This is a genomic window from Pseudobacillus wudalianchiensis (genome assembly GCF_001685015.1).
Lineage (GTDB): Bacteria > Bacillota > Bacilli > Bacillales > Domibacillaceae > Pseudobacillus > Pseudobacillus wudalianchiensis.
In genome coordinates, this window is the sequence record NZ_MAYT01000027.1 from 227143 (window position 1) to 243252 (window position 16110).

Sequence of the window (16110 nt, forward strand, 5' to 3'; positions counted from 1 at the left end):
CCTAAAACAGCTTTGTTACCCCTTGTAAAATCCCTGGGAGGCTGATCTTGACGTTCGTTTCTCCTTCTAAATAAGGCATGCTTGTGACCCATTTTCCGTTATCAAGGTTATGCTGCTTTTTATTTTCAATTTCTTCGTCTGTTAACCATTGAAGTGTATTGGTCGGACAGACGCTTGCGCACATGGGCGGGATGCCATCTTTTGTGCGGTCAATACATAAATCACATTTGTACATTAAATTTTGTTCTGTATCAAATTTAGGAATGCCGTACGGGCAAGCAATCGTACAGTTTTGACAGCCAATGCACTTTTCTACAAGAGCCGATAAGACAGCTCCTGTTTCATGAATTTGAATCGCTTGGGCCGGACAGCTTCTCGCACATGCCGGATTCACACAGTGAAGGCACATAAGAGGCATCGTCTGCCGGTTAACGAGAGGATTCACGTCGTATACATAGTTTCGATTTCGTTCTTCGTGTCCTCCGCACTGGGTACATGCTGCAAGGCAGGAGCGGCACCCAATGCAATTTTCCAGTTCTAAATACAGCCTCTTTTTCATTTATTGCACCTTCTTTTGTTCTAGTTTTTCAATTTGTGCGGCACACGCTTTAAATTCCGGCATGCGTGACATTGGATCAAGCGCTGCAATCGTTAATAAATTGATAGATTGCTCATGTCCGAAATGATAGGGCACAAATACTGTATCCTGTCGAATAGCTTCCGTAATCTTCACTCGGTAGATTCCTTCTCCACGGCGGGTAAACAGCCGAACATTTTCTTCATGATTGATGTCATACTTTAAGGCGGTTTCCGGATGTACTTCCACAAATGGTTCCGGGCACATATCTTTCAAAAATGGAATTCGTCTCGTTTGGTTGCCGGACAGATAATGATAGACGACTCTTCCAGTTGTTAAGCGAAGCGGATATTGTTCATCGGGCTCCTCCGCTGGCGGCCGATAGGGCAGTGCACAAATCTTTGCCCGGCCATCCTCATGATAAAATTTCTTATCCAGGAACATATGGGGTGTTCCTGCATCCTTTTCATCTTTACAAGGCCAGAAGACTCCATCCTGCTTGTCGATCTTATCCCAAGTGGCCCCATAATAATCAGCATATCCGCCTTTAGTAGCTAATCGGAATTCATCGGCAACATCCTTTGCTGTGTGTAAATGTGAAAAATATTTTCCTCTTCCGAGCCGTTCAGCTAGTTCTACTTGTATTTTCCAGTCCGGTTTTGATTCCCCAATCGGCTCTTGAGCTTGATTAATCTTAATAATCCGCCCTTCTAAGTTGGTGACCGTTCCCTCATCTTCTGACCATGTAACCGATGGCAGCACAACATCAGCAAACTCTGCTGATTCTGATAAATAAAAATCTGCACAAACCATAAAGTCAAGATTTTTCATGGCCTGTCTAACAAAGTTAAGGTTTGGCGCTGAAACAGCCGGATTAGAGCAGAGCAGATACAAGCCCCGAATCGTTTTTTTCTCCATCAGTTCAAACATTTCATAAGCGGAAACACCCGGTCCCGGCATTTCCTCTGGTGTAATGCCCCATACATCACATACTTCCTGAACATGCTTAGGATTGGTAATTTTGCGATATCCCGGTAAAAGATCTGCTTTTTGTCCGTGCTCGCGGCCGCCCTGGCCGTTGCCCTGGCCGGTAAAAGTAGCCACCCCTGCTTTTGTCCGTCCAATTTTCCCCGTAACTAGCGCTAAATTCACATAAGCGGACACATTGTCGACTCCCTTATGCTGCTGCTCCACTCCTCTTGCGAACATAACGATCGCATTCGGCGCTTTACCGTAAATCTCTGCCGCCCGGACGATCTTCTCGATAGCAACCCCGGTAAGTTCACTTGTGTATTCAGGTGTAAATTCTTTAACGAGTTCTTTCGTTTCTTCAAACCCGTTCGTATGTTGACGAACGAATTCTTCATCCGCATAGCCATTTTGGATTAAGAGATTTAAAATACCATTCGCTAGGGCCAAATCTGTTCCTGGTTTTAAATCAAGATGGATATCTGCTCTTCTGGCGATCGGTGTTTCACGCGGATCGGCTACGATAAGATAGCCCCCCCTTTCCTGTACTGCCCAGACGCGGAACATAGAGGTCGGATGACATTCCGCTGTGTTGCTGCCCGCAATAAATAAACAGTCGGTTTCATGGATATCAGTCCATGGAAGAGTGGAACCGCGGTCAACTCCGAATGAGCGCAGGAATCCTCCTGCTGCACTCGACATACAGAACCGGCCATTGTAATCGATATAACGTGTTCCGAGAGCCACACGGGCAAACTTTCCAGTTAAATAACACTTTTCATTCGTCATCGATACGCCGCTGAAAACGGATAAGCTGTCTTTTCCGTATTGTTCTTGAAGCTCTTTAAATTTAGCAGCAATGAGATCATAAGCTTCTTCCCAGCTCGCTTCCCGAAAGCCTTCTTTCGTCCCCTTCAGCGAAGCATCATCACGAATGAGCGGCTTTAACAAACGATCTTTGTGATTGGTCTGCTGATAAGCTGTCACCCCTTTTGGACACATTTTACCGACCGTGACAGGCCAGTCATATCTTGGCTCTACCCCGATAATTTTGTTCGTGATCGTGTTAACACGCAAGTTCATGCCGCACTGCATGCCGCAATAGCTGCAATGCGTTTTAATTAACCTTTCATTTGGATGTGTTAAGTTATCTATTTCTTTAAAAAATTTATCCCTTTGCATTCTGATTCGTCTCCTTGACTTTAATTTCGTGAGTCGCAATGCCGGAGAAACGGGAGATTCGATATTTACGTCGGCATGGCAAGCATAATTCTGCTAAGTTAAAACCATCTTCCATATCAAAATGAATATCATTTGTTCCGAGAACTTCGCGTACATCATTAGACTGTTCTGTGGAAACGAACGACTCGCTGCATACTTTGCACTCTTTCATGGATCGTTTCGCGTAATGCTCGCGGTAGTTTTTGACAAATACACTCAATGGGCGGAAAGGAATGTGCGCAAGCTTTCCGAAAGGAAGATAAATCAGTGTAACAATAACGGCATACTGATGAATAAGTGACATGATCGGCTGTCCTTGACCGTGCAGGAAAATGTTCATAAATGTGAGCAGTAAGCCTGTAATCGCAACTAATAATAATAAATATAAAGGGAGAAAATCGTACATGAATTTTTGCTCTGCGCGTGCCTGCATATTTTTCAGGCGGCGGTATAGCGCCATACATACTCCGATGATCACCATAACGGCTGTAAAGTTCAGGGCGTTATAAAAGAAGAAGGCTAACACCCCGTCTGCTTTTACATGCAGAATGTTCATTCCGAGAGCAACCACTGTGTAATAGCCATTTTCCTCCATTGTGAAATACATCCAGCCGAATACGAGCGGAAACGTAACAAAGCAGGAAAGGATACAACCCCAGCCAATCAGGATATGCTGAGTCCAGCGGTAAATTCCCCGATTCCAGATAAAATTATAGATCGCTAGGTGATCAACGGATGTTTTAGCTGTTGTGGGACGGAATAATAACTTCAATCCTTTTTTGATGAAAATCTTTGTCGGCGGTCTCTCCCCCCAGGCGATGAAGCGGTAGAAAAAGCCACCGATAAACACGATCGTTCCGACCATGTAACCGTAAAGGTTTAAATCAATATGGGTAAACATTCTTGTTCCGATAAAAGATAAAAGAATCAGGGCGCTGACGGTAAGAAACATCGACTTTGCATAATGAGAAGCAAACGCATTGTTAATGGATCGTTCCTTCTTCTGTTTGATAATGGCTGTTTGTGGCATTTTTTGCTTCCTCCTTACAAATAAAAAGAACACTATCTGATTCTTATCATAAGAAAAAGATAGTGTTCTCCATATCGGGGGATTTCCCCATCTTCAGGGGGATATTCCCTTATTGTGCAAAGAAGCAGTCTTTTACATAACGGACAAACCAACTTTTATAGGTTTCTTTTTCCTCAAGCAGAAAAACAGGATAACCCTGATTCTTTACAGAGAGTGGCTGCCAGCTGATCACCGCTTGAATATTTTGGAGCTGATCCAGCAAATTCAGCTCCTTTTCCTCTTTAATTAAGACGATCTTGGGATGCTCTGCCTGTTTGTAGCCTTCTACAAGCAGGAGATCAACAGGAAGAGAGCGGTATAACGCAAGAATTTCTTCCAGCTGCCAGTTTTCTTTTGCAGCCGTGATCTGCAATACCCCCCCGCCTTCTACTCCCGCAGCGAGAGCTCCCGCCCGGCGATGCCTATCGCTATCTTTTAGATCTTCAGAAAGGGACGGGGTTCCGCCATGGCCGTGGTGTTTTAAAGAAGCGACTGTCCATCCTTGGCGAGCAGCTTCTTCAATTAGCTCCATCATCAGCGTCGTTTTGCCGCTGTTTTGATAGCCCGTCACTTGAAGAATGGGCTTATTCACTCCCAAGGCCACTCACTGCCTTTATCAGAATCAAGGAGGAGCACGTCGACCATGTCTCCTTTTTTAAAATTTCTCGTGCCGCCCGGAAGCACCATGAGCACATCAGTATAGGCAAGCACAGCAACCGCATTCGATTTATTAAATCCACTCGGATCCACTTCTAAGCAGCCATCTTTTATCTCGATGGCACTTCTCACAAAGCGGGTGAACGGATTAGGCTTTAAGAAGTCCCCCATTAGCCTAGCTGTTACCTTTTTCAAATGAGGCTCCTTGGCGAATGAACGATGAAGAACGACCGGCCGGACAAACAGTTCAAACCCAACATAACAAGCGGAAGGATTCCCGGACAAACCGAATAAAATTTTTCCGTTCGTCTCAGCAACCGTCGTTACGCTTCCTGGACGCATCGCTACTTTATTGAACAGCACGTTAGCTCCTATTTCCTTGTAGATATCCGGTAAAAGATCGTAGTCGCCTACGGAAACCCCTCCAGTTGTAATGAGCATGTCTACCTTCCCCAACGCTTTTTGAATAGCTGACAGACAAAGATCGAATTGATCCGGCAGCTTACCAAGATACAGCGGCTCCGCTCCTGCCCGTTCGATTTGGGCGAGAATCATATGGGCGTTGCTATTACGGATTTTCCCCGGTTCTAACTTCTCATGGACATCTAACAGCTCTGACCCGGTGGCAAATACCCCAATAACAGGCTTCTCCGCCACTTCTACCGTACTATACCCGAATGTCGCTAAAAGGGCCATCACTCCTGGATTAATAGATTCTCCTTTTTCGACGAGCACTCTTCCTTCTTTTGTATCTTCGCCAGCGAAGGAAACGTTATCGCCCTCCGTGAATGGGCGTTTAATCGTCATATATTTATTCTTTTCATCTGAATGTTCGGCTGTCAGTTCAAACATAACGACCGCATCGCACTCGTCGGGAATTTGGGCACCTGTCATAATTCGTACGGCTTCCTGCTCCTTCACTTCTCCTGTAAACACATCGCCAGCTGCAATTTCGCCGGCAATCCGGAATGTAACCGGGTGATCTCGTGAAGCGGTCTTAGAATCTTTGGCGCGGATCGCAAAACCATCATATGGAGAGCGATCAAAAGGCGGGACCGGATGCTTGGCAATCACATTCTCCGCCAATCTCCGCCCATAGGCTTGATCAATATGTATTGTTTCTTTTTTTCCGCTGCCCGCTACAGCCATCACTTTTCGTACAGCTTCAGCAACGGTGATTGGTGTTCTTTTCTCCAATTTCCTTCTCTCCTCTTTTATCTTTATTTGCTTTTAAGCAGCCTCTTAAAAAAATTCGGCTCTATTATACTTGATTGTTGATTTTTATTTTAATCGACTATTGAAAAACAACCTTTACCATTAACAGAGCCAGGAGTTAAAGAAGATACAATGGGTGCATGCAGCTGCATGCACCCATTGTATCGTAAAGCCCTATTCGTATCAAAAGTTCACTTATAAGAAATAATAGGTCTTTTCTTACTCATCACCTTCTGGAATTTCCAATATAATTTTGCCAAACTGTTGGCCTTTTTCCATATAGCGCTGAGCCTCAGCTGCTTCTTGCAGCGGGAATATCCGATCAATAACCGGCCGGATTTCATGATCAGCAAAAAATTGAAGCATTTCTTCAAAATTCCGCGAACTCCCCATCGTGGTTCCTTTGATATCTAAATGTTTAAAAAATAGGCGTGGAAGCACAAGGTCCGGCACAGGGCCTGCCGTTGCTCCGAAATTAATAATTCTTCCTCCCGTCTTAGCCAATTGTATTAAATCGTTAAAAGTCTTTCCACCTACTCCATCAATTAGAAGATCAGCGCCGCCTATTTCGCCTTTTAAATCTCTTACATATGTATCTGAACGGTAATTCACTCCTCCTATCGCCCCAAGCTCTTTCGCTTTCTCAAGCTTTTCATCACTGCTTGAAGTGACATAGACATTTGCACCAGTTGCTGCTGCAATTTGGAGGGCAAATAAAGCTACTCCACTGCCGATTCCAGGGATGAAGACCGTCTCATCCCTCTTCACTTCTCCTCGAACTACTACTGCTCGATAAGCCGTCAAAGCGGATAACGGCAAAGCGGCCGCCTCCTCCATCGATAAGTATTCCGGCTTAGGGTACACATTCTCGACTGGTACCGCAACGTATTGAGCATAGGTTCCATTTGTCGGCATTCCCAATATGGAATAATCGGGACCGTTAAAAGCATCGCTCTCTCCCCAATTCAAAGAAGGGTTAATAATGACCTCACTGCCAACTTCAATATTCTTGACATTCTCGCCTAAAGCCGCCACTTCACCAGCTCCGTCTGACCCGAGTATAGCCGGCAGCTTTATGCCAGGATATTTTCCATACGGGATCCATACATCTCTTCGATTTAAAGAAGCATATTTTAATTTAACGACGACTTCATTTCCTTTTGGCTTAGGAGTCATTACTTCTTCGTATGATAGCTGATCAGGTCCCCCAAGTCCCTTCAAAACAATCGCTTTCACTGTCAAGCCCTCCCTTTCACAAATTCCCCTCTTTCTTCCAACCTAACTGAATAGTCAGTAAATAACAACTATTTTGCTCCGAGATATCCTATATCAACTCTAGCATCCTAAGAAACCATCACATCATAGTTAGGACAAACTAGGATACAAGGATGTGACCATATTGGAAAAATATCAAATTCCAAAATGAACTCCAATTTATATCCTCTTCGCAGCGCAATATCGATATTATTACGGCCATTCTTTTGTTGACCTACTGCTCCGTAAAAATGAAATATTATTTTTGCTTTCCAAGTGAAGCATAGGCTAGTAAATAGATAAAAAGAATCTTCATTATTCAAGAAAATGGGCGCGTGCCCTTCTCCTCTTTTTAAGAAACCTTTTTTATTTTTGATCGGACAAGCTAGTGATTTACCTCATTATTGACACAAGAAAGGAAGCGGGTTAAGCCCTTAGCATTACTGGACTTAACCCGCCAACGATAAATCTTTCTAGTTTAAGCTTACTAAACAAAAACCTGTTAATTTGTAAAAAATCGTTCCTTCCTATCAAGAGACCTGTTAGAATTTCTCCTGACCGAAAACATTTTCACTATGAACAACAGAATTCGTCTATCTCTTTACTTTTTTACCAGTAGTATGGGTAGCCGTAATACGGATAACCATAGTATGGATAGCCGTAGTATGGGTAGCCGTACGCGTATGGAGCTAGCAAAGCGCCAGCTAACAAACCTCCAGCGAGTCCTCCAAAGAAAGGACCTCCGAATCCATAGTAAGGATAGAAAGGATAGCCAAACCCAAATCCAAATGGCCTACCAAAAAACGGTCTGCCGAAAAATGGCCGACCGAAAAACGGTCTTCCAAATCCGAATGGTCTGCCGAATCCGAACGGCCTGCCGAACCCAAAGGGTCTCCCAAATCCGAACGGTCTACCGAATCCACCGAACGGACGGCCAAATCGACCAATTCTGCTATCAGCCTCAATCGGCTGCTCCTCTTCTGCACGCATGTCATGCAAATGGTCTTCTGGAAAGATTTGAGTTTCTGTGTTCATAAAAACGCCCCCACTTTTAAAAATGAACTTTCAATTAATCATATGCTTTAATTCTTTATTTTCTTGGGCGCTTTTTAATCTATCCTCCAGAATATTGATGTAATGAGCTTTCAGTATTTAATTAAAAATCGGTATTTAAAGTACTCAACGATGTTAATCAGCTGGTCTAGGGCCCGCATTCATGCCAGAGCTTTCAACTGTCAAGATTGGCCGAACCGTTACATCCCCGTTTACATAGACTTGGCAGGATAATCGTAAAAGATCTTCAATCCCTTTTTCTGAAAGAGCACTTTTTTCAATTTCTTTTGTTTCATAATATTCACCCGCTAATACTTCCACACGGCAAGTAGTACACCTTGCTTTTCCTCCACAACGGTGGAGGATATGAATACCATTATCTTCTAATGCTAAAACTAATTTTTTCCCTTTTTCTACTTTAAACTCTCCATATCCTATAACAGAAACGATCGGCATACAGACACACCCCTAATAGATCCATTTTATCCATTTCTCTTCCTCACAAGTTTTGGTTAAAGAACAATTTTGTATACTGTATAGAGAGGGGAAATTTAAAAATAAAAAAGCCAGCAATTTTGCTGGCTTTTTTAAAAGAGCCCCTCAAGGCTTTAGAACTACTTTAATACATCCGTCTGTTCTCGTATCAAATACCTCGTATCCATGTTTGGCTTGATCGAGCGGCAGAATATGGGTGATGACATCTCCTATATCTACTTTTCCTTCAGTCACCATATCGTACAAATGAGGCATTACTGGAATGACTGGCGCCTGTCCTGTCCTAATATCTACATTGCGCTGAAAAATATCTCCCAGCGGAAAACCGTTGTATCGTCCGCCATAAACTCCAGTGACTTGAATAGTACCCGCTTTTCTTACAGCTTGAGAAGCAATGACGATCCCACTCATCGCTCCGCCGTGAAGCTTTAAGCCTGACGCAAGAAATTCCATCGGAGTCATCTTTCCACTCATCCCGGTACAGTCGATCACAACATCTGCCCCGCCACGAGTCGTTTCTTTTAAATAATTCCCTGTATTTTCATGCTGTTCGATGTTAACGATTTCTACTTTATTCGTCTTTTTAGCATGTTCTAAACGATATTGAAGATGGTCGACGGCAATGACCCTTTCCGCTCCTTTCAGCCAGGCAAATTTCTGAGCAAGCAGCCCGACTGGTCCACAGCCTAAAACGATCACGGTATCACCGTTCTTTACTCCCGCGTGATCCACGCTCCAATAGGCAGTCGATGCAGCATCTGCTAGTAATACCAATGTTTCATCTTCTATTTCACAGTTATCTGGAATTTTAAAAGGAGTAAAGTTCCCAAAAGGGACACGCAAATACTCGGCTTGGCCGCCGGCATACCCGCCTGTTGTTTCGGAATACCCCAAAAACCCGCCCATGTCTCCGTGAGGATTCGAGTTATCACACTGGCTCGTGATGTCGTTTTGACAATACCAGCACTCGCCGCAGCTGACATTAAAAGGAATAATGACACGGTCTCCTTTTTTTACCTTTGTGACTCCCGGACCTACCTCCTCCACGATGCCCACTGGCTCATGGCCAATTACATAATCAGTCGGCATGTTGGGCACAAGTCCATGAATTAAATGCAAGTCTGAGCCGCATATAGCTGAAGCAGTCACCTTAATAAGAATATCGTCTTCTCGTTCAATTGTTGGATCTTCTACGTCCTTAACACTCACATTTTTTAAACCTTGGTACGTAACAGCTTTCACGAATAGTCCTCCTTCTTTACTTATCAGGTGTTGCCATCATCCCTTGCCGATCGGTATCTAGAGGAAAGAGCGTCATCTCAGCAATATCAAGCGCCATCGTTGCTGACTTTAAATCTAATTCTACCTGCTTCCCTACATCATAAGGATATAGCCAGCCTTTCTTCATCATGAGTTCAGAAACCTCTTCATGTAAATTCAATGCTTGCTCCAACTGCCGGCATAGCACATCTCTTACTTCCGGACTGGCTGTCTCAGTAATGGCGAATGCATAATTGCGAATGCCGTTTTTAATAGATAACAGAAAATCTAATGAAAGGGCCGCATCCGTTTTTTCAAGCATTCCTTCTGCATTAGCAGGATCTAAAAAATCCATTTTCATCTTTTTCACCTCATTGTACGTAATCAGTCCGGGCCTTTTTGTAGAGTCCCTGAAGTTCTTGAATGGCTTGCACAGATTGTTTTACATCCTTTTCCATAAGAGCCTTTAATTCATTATCTAAACAAATTCCTTGCATCATTTTAGACTTAAGCAAGCAAGTCGTTTTCATATTAAAAATTTCATGAATTTCCATTGTTTCATGATATCCCATTGCTTTTTGTTCCATCGTATTCACCTCCGCTGCTTTAACCGTCTTATTTTCCCTCTCCAGCTATAATCTATACTATTGTAAAAACAGACTTCCCATTGTACGAAAGCCATACTGATATAGAGGGATAATCATCACAGGATTACATAACCTAAACGAGTAAACAACCAATGGGGAGTGAACAAGATGAGGAAATCTTTAGGTCTGCATGAAACAGTAGATACACACGAATTACTGACATTCAAAAACCTTTGCGTCACGAAGTCAGCGTTGATGAGCGGGTTAGTAAAGGATCAGGAGCTGAAAATACTGCTCGAAAATGATGCCACCATCGGACAACAGCATATTCAGCAATTACGGGCTTTTCTACAGGGAGGAGGAAATTATTCATGAACTCGATTTTAAAGAACCTCGTCGGAATGGGTGGAATGACCGATCAAGTGATCGCTACCGATTTTCTCATTTCAGCGAAAGCGGGGGTTCGAAACCTTGCAGTCGCTCTTACGGAAACGGCTACCCCCGAATTAAGATCGGTATTAAGAGAGCAATTGAGAACAGCAATCGAGACACACAAAAACATTAGCCATTATATGATTGATAAAGGTTACTATCACCCAGGCGCGTTAAATGAACAGCTGCAAGTAGACTTCGAAGCAGCCCAAACGGCCATCAACCTTGCGAAAGATTAATGTTCTCTCCATATAAAAAAGCTCGCCTAAACGAGACAAATGTCAAGGTTAGCGAGCTTTTTATATGATAAACATTATGATTGCCGGCTTTTTCTATTTTCTCACCACTTCAAATACAGCAGCCAAAACTGTTCCTCCGGCAATATCTGTATTTCCTACATTTATTCCATTTTCAAACCGGTACAGCCCTGGCTTTAAATCCGAAACATCAATCTCTGACTTCATTTCTTCGCCTGGAGGCAGTCGCTCAAATACGTACTCATCGGTTTGGGGGCCATTTGGATAAACAAGCCTCCATTCCTTGTCTTCCCACTTGCTGATCGAGTATGTTTTACTCACTTCTACATCAGCTGGCCCCCAATTCATTGTTTTCACTTCAAGAGATTGATCAGCCACTTTTTCTTCAGCTGTTATTTTAACGTTTAACTCTGCTGTTTGGTAAGGCACATAAAAGCGGTACTGGACGGCATCTAACAGTTGCTCCGATTGTTTATTTACTACATTCGCGGTTAAACGATATACCTTATTTTCTTCGTTAGGCAATTTAAGGAAAGTATCCTGTCGTCTAACTGCTTCTTTTTCAAGTATGGAGGTATACGTTTTCTTCTCCCAGTCATAATCCTCTAGCAGAAGCTGCATCTTCGTCCCATTCGGCAGCTTCTGCAACTCAACGGAAACGAGCTGGTTCGGGCGTTGTATCGGTCCCGGAACATTTACAAATAAACCATCTAACAGATTCGTCTTCATGTCTTTTTCTATGATGATGTCTCCTCGTTCCCAAGCTGGCTGGTCCCAGTAAGGAAAAGCAGGCTTCATTTTCTTCCCTGCTGCTTCACTTCCAAACTGGCTCGGCAAGTCATTGTTCTCCTTTGCCTGTTGATATTCCTGTTTGGTGCCTTGTGCATTTTCAGTGCCACATCCTGTTAAAATGATGATGAAAAGAACGAAAATAGAAACATAGCTTTTCATAGAATCCTCCTTTGTTGTTTAATTTCTTGAACAGGTGGAGGATATCCTTCCAAATGTTAACATTTACCTTTAAAGTAATTTTATTTGATATAAAGACTTATTTTGAATTTTGCACATAATGTTTTAACATAAAATTGTTACAAAATAAAAATACACCCCAAAAGATCATTTTCAGGGTGCATTTTTTATTTAACTTGTTCGTGAAGTCAGGTTCAATTACACGACCTTCTCCGTATTTTATTAAAGCGGACGGTCTTCAAATGGAGGTTCTACTGGCTTTGGCGCTACGTTAGATCGCTCTAATGCTGGTGTATCCTTGCGGGCAATTTGATAAATGCCAGCACTTACGACCTTTGCCATGTTTTCCATTTTTTCTTTGCTAATATGATCGATTGTGTCAGTCGGTTGGTGATACTCAGGCTCAAGCGGTGCATAGGAGAAGGCAGCTGACGGAATGCCGCTGTCATGGAATGGCTGATGATCGCTGCGCCCCACTTTTCCATAAGTCAGCTCTTTATACACACGCGTGCTCGCTGAGGCACCGGTATTTGTCACAACATTTCGCTGGCCGTCTACAGTGAACATAATCATCTCACCAGCGTTTTTGCTGCCGACCATGTCAAAATTGAACATGCCGATCGAACGATCCTTCTCCTCTTCCGTTAGCGTAGAAACGTAATGATAAGAACCGAGCAATCCAAGTTCCTCCGCTCCAAACGTCAGAAAACGAATTTCTGTATCCGTTTGCTGATCACTCAAAACGCGGGCGATTTCAAGATTGACTGCTACGCCAGAAGCATTATCGCTCGCTCCTGGAGATCCTGGCACCGAGTCATGGTGTGACCCCACATAGAGGATTTGTCCTGTGTCATGGTTTTTATGAGCCTTTTTCGTAGCAATTACGTTATAAGATGTTTTTGTTACAAAACCGGAACCGAGAATTTTTACCGTAGCGGTAACTGGTTCTTTTTCATCAAGTAAAGCCTTCAATTGTTCTCCTTCTGCCTTTGTTACTCCAAGTGTAGGCACAAATTTTCCGGTAGAAGATAAGCTGCTCTTTAACGTGCCTGATATATTATTGTAAATGAGCACTGCTTTTGCTCCTGCGTTAGCTGCATTGGCTGCTTTGTCAACAAAAGGAATGGTGCCTCGTTCAATCAGCACAATTTTTCCTTTTACATCCTTCCCCGTAAAGTCAGATGCTTGTCCTAAACCAGCGAAAACAACTTCACCCGTCAACCCTTCATCTGGCGTATTAGGAGAGTATTGGAAAGCAGTTGGCTTTAAGTTTTGTTCGGGATGTCCCGCCACCTGAGCAGAAACCTCTTTTGCTTCCTGATACGTTCGAAATTCAAACGGCTGGATGTCCACGTCTAAGCCGTAGGAACGGTACTGGGCAGCTATGTAATCAACCGCCTTTTTCTCTGCTGCTGTACCTGCTACACGCTCCCCAATGCCAACAGATAGGTCTGATACGTGCTGATAGATTGTTTCAGCATCAATTTTTTTGACAACTTTATTGTCAAATGCCTGCGAAGAAGCTGCTACCGTAACTGGCGCCTCATACACCGCAAACGGTGCCATCATGACACCTGTTGCAATCGTTCCTGATAAAACAGCCTTTTTCCATTTCCCCATCTTATTCCCTCGCTTCCCTTTTTCATATTTGATCTCTTGTGCCTATGTAAATGTATAGGTTAGTGATCATTCTATAACAAAGTAAGCGTTTTCAAAATAGGCTATTATTCCGATATTTTCCTGCGTTATTCACATTAAAGAAATCCATTCTGGGAAATTTAACCCATGTAAAAAACTGTCTCATGCACCTAGACAGTTTTTTCATCTATCTATTAATTATTTAACCCTTGAAAAGACTCAATCCAAAAACGCTCAATTGTCCTAGGTGAAACTGGTTTGCTATAAAAATAGCCCTGCACTTGATTACACTTATTATTTAAGAGAAAGTTAACAGTTTTTCTATTTTCGACACCTTCCGCAATCACATTTAAGTTAAAAGTATGAGCGATTTGGATAATTACCTTCACAATCTCTGCGCTTCCTGAATCTTTGAATACATCAAAAATAAAATTTTGATCAATCTTTAAACAATCCACAGGAAATGTTTTTAAATAGCTAAGTGAAGAATAGCCTGTACCAAAATCATCTATAGATAAATAAATACCTAATTTTCTTAGTTCATTTAATACGGCGCCACTCTGTTGTGATAGCATACTATTTTCTGTAATTTCTAGCTCCAGGCAAGAAGGATTCACCCCTGTTTTTTGTAAAATCTCCTCTACTTGCTGCACAAAATTGGGACTTTGCAATTCATTCGCAGAAATATTTACCGCCATTCTAATCGCTGGATAGCCTTTTTCCAGCCATTCTTTCATTTGCTTACACGCTTCGGTTAAAACCCATTTGCCAATCCTGCTAATTAAGCCCGTTTCTTCTGCCAAGGGAATAAATCTCCCTGGGCTAACCATTCCGTATTTAGGCGATTGCCAGCGAACGAGCGCTTCTACTCCAATCATTTTGTTTGTCTTACTATCCATTTTAGGCTGATACAAAAGGGTTAACTCACTCGAATCAATCGCTGATCGCAACTCTTTCTCCATTTCAGCCCTTTGCTGATACTGCCTGTATAATTCAGGTTTGTAAAAAACAAAATTATTCTCTTTCGCTTGCTTGCTTTTTTGTAAGGCAAGATGAGTATGCTGCAGCACGCTTTCTACATCCTGGCTCAGCTCCGGGAAATGGCTGATGCCTAAACTAAAAGAAATAGAAATTTCATGACTGTCAATGACAAAAGGCAGGCTTAGCTGATCAAGCAGCTCGGTCACAGTCGACTCAATCTTGTCAGAATCACGCCAAACAACAAAAAACTCGTCACCTCCGACTCGGTAAACCATAGCAGACTGTTTAAAAAATTCTTTTATCCGCTGCCCTGCGAGAATAATTAACTTGTCCCCTATCTTATAGCCAATAGAATCATTAATAGTTTTAAAGTTATTCATATCAAGATAAAAAGCAGTAAAAGGCTCTCTTCCTTTCATTTGCCGGTCTAAATCCTCTAAAAGCTTCATGCGATTAGGCAGCTTGGTCATGTCATCGTGGTAAGCCATAAAATGAACTTTTTCTTGCATTTTCTCAAGATCGGTCACATCGCTCGTCGTTCCAACCACTTCTACAATTTGGCCGTCTCTTTCAACCGGAGTGAGCGAAGTGAACAGCCATAGCTTTCCGATTTTATATTTATAGGAGATGGATTCTCCCCTAAACGCCTTTTCATAGTGCTCAAGAAAAAAAGAAGCCTGTTCTTTCGGATAAATGGAATGAAGAGATTTATTAAGTTGTTTCATATGATCCTTTTTAAATAGATTCACAATTCCGCCATTTATATAGGAGTAGACAATATCATCTCTGTCATTTTTCTTCAGTTTAAAAACAAGGTGATTCACTAGTTTAATGGTCCGGTCGTAATCTTCTGCTATCGACATGCGCAGCTTTTCTTCAAGAAATTTCCCTTTAGAAATATCCGTGCGCAAGGCGATATGGCAGCTTACTTCTCCCTTCTCATCCTTTATCGGAACGATGGTTGTCTGCACCCAATAGTGCTCGCCATTTTTGGCTTTATTTCTCACCTGACCCCGCCAAACTTTTCCCGAGGCAATCGTATCCCACATATCCTTAAAAAAAGCTTTAGGATGATAGGAAGAATTAATGAGGCGGTGATTCTTTCCGATTAATTCTTCTCGTACATATTTAGAAATCTTACAAAAACTATCATTTACATACAAAATTCTTCCTTTTGTATCCGTAATACCGATGATGACAGCTTGATCCACAGCGTTTAATAAGTCCGTATGATTTCGAATAAACCTTACAACTTCGCTATCTAACCGTTCAAAAGCGGCTCGTTGCTTTACATCAAATTTACTCAAAGAAGCATGTAGTTGTTGCAAGTCCATTAGAAGAAGCTCTGGTTGATCATCATAAACGCTTCTACTGTATCCCACCATCCTCACTCTCCGATCAACTCACCAGTGTATGTGAATAATTTAGGCAGATTATACCAAAGTTACTAGGTCAATACAACTATATTTAAGATAA

The 16110-nt window shown here is 42.5% G+C and carries 16 protein-coding genes; 2 read left to right on the top strand and 14 right to left on the bottom strand.

Annotated features, from left to right (window positions below; all coding sequences use genetic code 11):
* Position 1: 1 nt before the first annotated feature.
* The 11 genes from A8F95_RS14250 to A8F95_RS14300 all read right to left on the bottom strand — a co-directional run bounded on the left by A8F95_RS14250 (position 2) and on the right by A8F95_RS14300 (position 10357).
* Complete coding sequence (locus A8F95_RS14250; RefSeq protein WP_065411104.1) at positions 2-559, bottom strand: 4Fe-4S dicluster domain-containing protein; 558 nt, start codon at positions 557-559, stop codon at positions 2-4.
* Positions 560-2728: a molybdopterin oxidoreductase family protein gene (locus tag A8F95_RS14255; protein ID WP_065411105.1), complete on the bottom strand. Its 2169-nt coding sequence runs from the start codon at positions 2726-2728 to the stop codon at positions 560-562.
* Positions 2715-3797 (bottom strand): hypothetical protein, encoded by a 1083-nt coding sequence (locus A8F95_RS14260; RefSeq protein WP_065411106.1) that lies wholly within the window; start codon positions 3795-3797, stop codon positions 2715-2717. Before A8F95_RS14260 ends, A8F95_RS14255 begins: the two co-directional genes overlap by 14 nt.
* A gap of 109 nt (positions 3798-3906) precedes the next feature.
* The gene (mobB, locus tag A8F95_RS14265) at positions 3907-4428 is read right to left on the bottom strand and encodes a molybdopterin-guanine dinucleotide biosynthesis protein B (RefSeq protein ID WP_245671346.1); all 522 of its coding nucleotides are present in this window, start codon (positions 4426-4428) and stop codon (positions 3907-3909) included.
* The gene (locus A8F95_RS14270; protein WP_077247384.1) at positions 4425-5690 is read right to left on the bottom strand and encodes a molybdopterin molybdotransferase MoeA; all 1266 of its coding nucleotides are present in this window, start codon (positions 5688-5690) and stop codon (positions 4425-4427) included. The genes mobB and A8F95_RS14270 overlap by 4 nt, the downstream gene beginning before the upstream one ends.
* Before the next feature lie 237 nt (positions 5691-5927).
* Positions 5928-6944, bottom strand: a complete 1017-nt coding sequence (locus tag A8F95_RS14275) for a zinc-binding dehydrogenase (RefSeq protein WP_065411108.1) — start codon at positions 6942-6944, stop codon at positions 5928-5930.
* Between the two features lie 627 nt (positions 6945-7571).
* Positions 7572-7997: a hypothetical protein gene (locus A8F95_RS14280; RefSeq protein ID WP_176713708.1), complete on the bottom strand. Its 426-nt coding sequence runs from the start codon at positions 7995-7997 to the stop codon at positions 7572-7574.
* Between the two features lie 153 nt (positions 7998-8150).
* Positions 8151-8471, bottom strand: coding sequence for a 2Fe-2S iron-sulfur cluster-binding protein (locus A8F95_RS14285; protein ID WP_065411109.1), 321 nt, complete (start codon positions 8469-8471; stop codon positions 8151-8153).
* 144 nt (positions 8472-8615) lie between these two features.
* Complete coding sequence (locus A8F95_RS14290; RefSeq protein ID WP_065411110.1) at positions 8616-9752, bottom strand: zinc-dependent alcohol dehydrogenase; 1137 nt, start codon at positions 9750-9752, stop codon at positions 8616-8618.
* 16 nt (positions 9753-9768) lie between these two features.
* Entirely contained in the window at positions 9769-10131 is a 363-nt protein-coding gene (locus A8F95_RS14295) for a spore coat protein (protein ID WP_065411111.1), read from the bottom strand.
* Between the two features lie 10 nt (positions 10132-10141).
* Entirely contained in the window at positions 10142-10357 is a 216-nt protein-coding gene (locus A8F95_RS14300) for a spore coat protein (RefSeq protein WP_065411112.1), read from the bottom strand.
* Positions 10358-10525: 168 nt separating this feature from the next.
* Here A8F95_RS14300 and A8F95_RS14305 point away from each other — a divergent pair, with 168 nt between their 5' ends.
* Positions 10526-10732 (top strand): hypothetical protein, encoded by a 207-nt coding sequence (locus A8F95_RS14305; protein ID WP_065411113.1) that lies wholly within the window; start codon positions 10526-10528, stop codon positions 10730-10732.
* Positions 10729-11028, top strand: coding sequence for a spore coat protein (locus tag A8F95_RS14310; protein WP_065411114.1), 300 nt, complete (start codon positions 10729-10731; stop codon positions 11026-11028). The genes A8F95_RS14305 and A8F95_RS14310 overlap by 4 nt, the downstream gene beginning before the upstream one ends.
* Positions 11029-11121: 93 nt before the next feature.
* Here the strand turns inward: A8F95_RS14310 and A8F95_RS14315 are convergent, their stop codons facing one another.
* The 3 genes from A8F95_RS14315 to A8F95_RS14325 form a co-directional block, all read right to left on the bottom strand.
* Positions 11122-11997, bottom strand: coding sequence for an immunoglobulin-like domain-containing protein (locus A8F95_RS14315; RefSeq protein WP_065411115.1), 876 nt, complete (start codon positions 11995-11997; stop codon positions 11122-11124).
* A gap of 240 nt (positions 11998-12237) precedes the next feature.
* Complete coding sequence (locus tag A8F95_RS14320; RefSeq protein WP_065411116.1) at positions 12238-13635, bottom strand: M28 family peptidase; 1398 nt, start codon at positions 13633-13635, stop codon at positions 12238-12240.
* Positions 13636-13847: 212 nt separating this feature from the next.
* On the bottom strand, positions 13848-16019 hold the full coding sequence (locus A8F95_RS14325) for a sensor domain-containing protein (RefSeq protein ID WP_065411117.1): 2172 nt from the start codon (positions 16017-16019) through the stop codon (positions 13848-13850).
* Positions 16020-16110 lie beyond the last annotated feature (91 nt).